6 protein-coding genes are annotated in these 4,573 nt (G+C 72.3%); all 6 read left to right on the top strand.

All coding sequences use genetic code 11. From position 1 onward, the window contains the following. The coding region (locus tag ACN675_RS27785; protein WP_420753883.1) for a tetratricopeptide repeat protein at positions 1 to 819 on the top strand (819 nt) is incomplete at its 5' end. Further along, a complete protein-coding gene (locus tag ACN675_RS27780) occupies positions 816 to 1,847 on the top strand; it encodes an HAD-IIA family hydrolase (RefSeq protein ID WP_420753882.1) in 1,032 nt (343 codons plus the stop codon). The genes ACN675_RS27785 and ACN675_RS27780, both read left to right, overlap by 4 nt. A 52-nt stretch (positions 1,848 to 1,899) precedes the next feature. Then, on the top strand, positions 1,900 to 2,121 hold the full coding sequence (locus ACN675_RS27775; RefSeq protein ID WP_420753881.1) for a hypothetical protein: 222 nt from the start codon (positions 1,900 to 1,902) through the stop codon (positions 2,119 to 2,121). Position 2,122: 1 nt separating this feature from the next. Next, complete coding sequence (locus tag ACN675_RS27770; protein WP_420753880.1) at positions 2,123 to 2,947, top strand: TlyA family RNA methyltransferase; 825 nt, start codon at positions 2,123 to 2,125, stop codon at positions 2,945 to 2,947. Beyond that, entirely contained in the window at positions 2,944 to 3,885 is a 942-nt protein-coding gene (locus tag ACN675_RS27765; protein ID WP_420753879.1) for an NAD kinase, read from the top strand. The genes ACN675_RS27770 and ACN675_RS27765 overlap by 4 nt, the downstream gene beginning before the upstream one ends. 1 nt (position 3,886) lies before the next feature. Beyond that, the coding region (locus tag ACN675_RS27760) for an AAA family ATPase (RefSeq protein ID WP_420753878.1) at positions 3,887 to 4,573 on the top strand (687 nt) is incomplete at its 3' end.

The raw sequence follows: 4,573 nt of genomic DNA, 5'->3' as shown, positions 1-4,573 counted from the left end.
CCCCGTGACGATCGGGGTGCCCGCGACAGCCGAGGTCACGGCCCGGATCGGCGCGAGGGCGGCGCACGTCGTCGTGGCGGCGAGGGCGGTTTCGGACCCGGACGGGGTCGCGAGGGTGTGCCCCCGCAGCGTCGGGATGCCCGACCGGACGAGCCGGATCTGCCGGACGATGTCGAGGCCTCGGAGCTGGATCCGACGATCCGTCGCGACCTGCTGAGCCTGGACAAGTCGAACGCGAACACCGTCGCTCGGCACCTGGTGATGGCCGGCAAGCTCATCGACGACGATCCGCGACTCGCGCTCGCGCACGCTCGGGCGGCACGGCAGCGTGCCGGTCGCATCGCCGTGGTCCGCGAGGCCGCGGGCATCACCGCCTACCACGCCGGTGAATGGGCCGAGGCCCTCTCCGAGCTGCGCGCTGCCCGCCGCATGTCGGGCGGTCCCGGCCTGCTGGCGGTGATGGCCGACTGCGAACGCGGACTCGGCCGGCCGGAGCGTGCCATCGAACTCGGTCGCAGCGAGGAAGCCCGTGCCCTGACCGGGGACGAGGCCAGCGAGCTGCGCATCGTCGTGGCCGGTGCCCGCATGGACCTCGGCCAGTACGATCAGGCCGTCGTCACGTTGCAGACCCCGGACCTCGACGAATCCCGGACCGGGACCGCTGCCGCACGCCTGTTCTACGCCTACGCGGACGCGCTGGTGGCGGCCGGTCGCACGAAGGACGGCGTCAAGTGGTTCCTCAACGCGGCCGCCGCCGACCTCGACGGCGAAACCGACGCCGAGGAGCGGGTGGCGGAACTGACCGGCGAGGATCTGTGACCGATCGAGTATCCGCACGCGCGGACGCCCGGACCGCGGCGGGTACGTTGCGGTCGGCGTACGACGTGCTGCTGCTCGATCTCGACGGCACCGTCTACCGCGGGGCTGATCCCGTCCCCGGGGCGGTGGAGGCGCTGACCGGCGGTGACGACCGGCTGTTCTACGTCACCAACAACGCCAGTCGCCGGCCCGGTGACGTCGCCGCACACCTGCGCGACCTGGGCTTTTCCGCCGACGAGTCGACGGTGGTGACCAGTTCGCAGTCCGCCGCCCGTCTGCTCGCCGAGCGTGTCCCCGCCGGTGCCGCAGTCCTCGTCGTGGGAACCGAGGCGCTGTCCGAGGAGATCACCCACGTCGGCCTGAGGCCGGTGCGTTCCGCGGACGAGCGGCCGGTCGCCGTCGTGCAGGGACATTCCCCGGACACCGGCTGGCCGATCCTCGCCGAGGCGACCCTCGCGATCCGGGCCGGCGCGCTGTGGGTGGCGACGAACGTCGACTCCACGCTGCCGACCGAACGGGGGCTGGTGCTGGGCAACGGCTCGATGGTCGCCGCGGTGCGGTCGGCCACCGGCGCGGAACCGGTGGTGGCGGGCAAGCCCGCCGCGCCGCTGCTCGAGCATGCCATCGCCCGCAGCGCCGCGGGCCGCCCGCTGGTCGTCGGTGACCGGCTCGACACGGACATCGAAGGTGCGGTCGCCGTCGGCGTCGATTCGCTGCTGGTCCTCACCGGGGTGAGCACCGTCGCGGATCTGCTGCGGGCTCCGTCGCGGCAGCGGCCTACCTATGTCGCGGACTCGCTGAGCTGCCTCGACGTCGAGGCCGGGGCGTTGCGTGTCGGCGCCGTCGGGACGTGGAGCGCAATCGTCGACGGCCGCGACCTCCGGCTCGAGGCGTCCGGGCCGGTCGACCCGATGGCGGCGCTGCGGGCTGTGCTTCCGGTGGCGTGGGCGAACCCGGACTTCGAACGTGTGGTCGGGGTGAACGACGCGGCCCGCTCCTCGATCGAGGCGTGGAGCGCGGGTGCCTGATCCGGTCGTGCCGCGTGTCCGGTGGGTCGGTGATGCACTAGCGTGGTCAGCGATGAGCACGTCGATTCCACGCCCAGGCCAGCATCTCCCCGGCTCCCAGCCGGGTATCGAACCGGACCGGCTCCACGCCGCGGTGGACGGGCTGCTGACCCGCGCCCGGGACGCGGCCGGGGACGGCCACGACCGGGCGGTCGCGATCTCGCGGCAGGCCCAGTTGCTCGAGCAGGCCCACGACGTGCTGGTGCAGGCCCTCGCGACCGTGGACAAGGTCTGACGTGGCGCGCCGGGCACGGGTAGATGCGGAACTGGTGCGGCGCGGGCTGGCCCGCTCACGCGAACACGCCAGCGAACTGATCGCGGCGGGCCGGGTGCTGATCGCCGGCAGCGTCGCCACCAAACCGGCGACCGCAGTCGAGCCGGGCACACCCCTGCTGGTCACCGAGGTCACCGACGAGGTGTCCTGGGCGTCACGCGGGGCACACAAACTGCTCGGGGCGCTGGAGGCGTTCGCACCGCAGGGGCTGAAGGTCACCGGACGCCGCTGCCTCGACGCGGGCGCGTCCACCGGCGGATTCACCGATGTGCTGCTGCACGAGGGCGCCCGGGAGGTCGCCGCAGTGGACGTCGGATACGGCCAGCTCGTGTGGCGGCTGCAGTCCGACGACCGCGTCCACGTGTTCGATCGAACAAACGTGCGTAATATCGACGCCGAGCAGATCGGCGGTCCGGTCGAGCTGGTGGTGGCGGACCTGTCGTTCATTTCGCTGAAGCTGGTGCTGCCGGCGTTCGTGCGCTGTGCCGCCCCCGGGGCCGACCTGCTGCCGATGGTCAAACCGCAGTTCGAGGTGGGGAAGGAACGCGTGGGCAGTGGCGGTGTCGTGCGGGATCCGGCGTTGCGGACCGAAGCGGTGCTCGACGTCGCCCGCGAAGCCCAGACCCTCGGTCTGCGCACGATCGGCGCGGTGGCGAGCCCGCTGCCCGGTCCGTCCGGCAACGTCGAGTACTTCCTGTGGTTGCGTGCCGATGAGCCCGGCCCCGCGGAACTCGAGCCGTCGGTGATCGAACTCGTCGAACGTGCGGTGCAGGAAGGACCCCAGTGACCACAGCAACCGGTGACACGGCCACCGCGCCGCGCCGGGACATCCTGCTCGTGTCGCATTCCGGGCGCGGCGAGATCGCCGAGACCGCGCAACGCGTCGCGGCGATCTTCGGCGAGGCGGGGATCGGGCTCCGGGTCCTCGCCGAGGAGGCCGACAGCACCGGCCTCGGGGCGGTCGCCGCTCCGGACGGGCAGGTCCGCATCGTCGAGTCCGGACCGGACGCGGCGGTCGGCTGCGAGATGGTGATCGTGCTCGGCGGGGACGGCAGCTTCCTGCGGGCCGCGGAACTGGCGCAGTACGCGGCGGTGCCGGTGCTCGGCATCAACCTGGGCCGGATCGGGTTCCTCGCCGAGGCCGAGGCCGAGCACCTCGAGGAGGCGCTCGCGCAGGTCGTGCGCCGCGAGTACCGGATCGAGCACCGCATGACGCTCGACGTGATGATCCGGGTCGACGACGAGATCGTCGATCGTGGGTGGGCGCTGAACGAGGCGAGCGTCGAGAACAAGTCGCGGCTCGGAGTACTGGAAGTGGTGCTCGAGGTCGACGGACGGCCGGTGTCGTCGTTCGGGTGCGACGGTGTCCTCGTCGCCAGCCCGACCGGTTCGACCGCCTACGCGTTCTCGGCCGGCGGACCGATCGTGTGGCCGGAACTCGAAGCGCTGCTGGTGATTCCGAGCAACGCGCACGCTCTGTTCGCGCGCCCGCTGGTGACGAGCCCGGAGTCGCTCATCGCCGTGGAGACGTTGCGCGGCAGCCACGACGGTCTCGTGTTCTGCGACGGTCGCCGCACCCTGGAGCTGCCGGCCGGGGGCCGCGTCGAGGTGGTGCGCGGCAAGCATCCGGTGCGCTGGATTCGGTTGGACTCGGCGCCGTTCGCGGACCGGATGGTCCGCAAGTTCGAACTTCCGGTGAAGGGCTGGCGAGGAAGGAAACTCTGACGTGCTCGCTGAGATTCGGATCGACAACCTGGGTGTCATCTCCGAGGCGAGCGCCCAGTTCCACGACGGTTTCACGGTGCTGACCGGCGAGACGGGCGCGGGCAAGACGATGGTGGTCACCAGCCTGCACCTGCTGTCCGGCGCCCGCGCGGATCCGGCCCGGGTGCGGGTCGGGGCCGATCGCGCCGTCGTCGAGGGCCGATTCGCCGTCGACGCCGACGAGACCGCGGGCGCGCTGCCCAGTCACGTCGAACGGGAGATCGCCCGGCTGCTCGAGGCGGCCGGAGCCGAACGTGACGAGGACGGCAGCATCATCGCGGTGCGCACGGTCGGCCGGGACGGGCGCTCCCGTGCCCATCTGGGCGGCCGCAGTGTCCCGGTCGGGGTGCTCGCCGAGTTCACCGACCCGCTGTTGACGGTGCACGGCCAGAACGACCAGCTCCGGCTGCTGCGTCCCGACCAGCAGCGCGCCGCCCTCGACCGGTTCGCCGGCAAGGCGGTACTGCCGCTGCTCGCCGCCTATCAGCAGAACCGGAGCAAGTGGCTGGCCGCGCGCGCCGAGCTGCTCGAGCGCACCGAGCGGTCGCGGGAGCTCGCGCAGGAAGCGGACCGGCTGCAGTTCGGCCTGGACGAGATCGAGCGGGTCGACCCGCAACCCGGCGAGGACGTCCGGATCGTCGCGGAGGTG

It is taken from the genome of Rhodococcus sp. O3, from assembly GCF_048897285.1.
Classification (GTDB): domain Bacteria; phylum Actinomycetota; class Actinomycetes; order Mycobacteriales; family Mycobacteriaceae; genus Rhodococcus.
The sequence above is the reverse complement of the archived record's forward strand: the minus strand, read 5'-3'. Positions and strand labels throughout refer to the sequence as shown.

Bases quoted from the DNA above. Each gene is read 5' to 3' on its own strand.
- ACN675_RS27775 (WP_420753881.1), top strand. From the start codon at position 1,900: ATGAGCACGTCGATTCCACGCCCAGGCCAGCATCTCCCCGGCTCCCAG.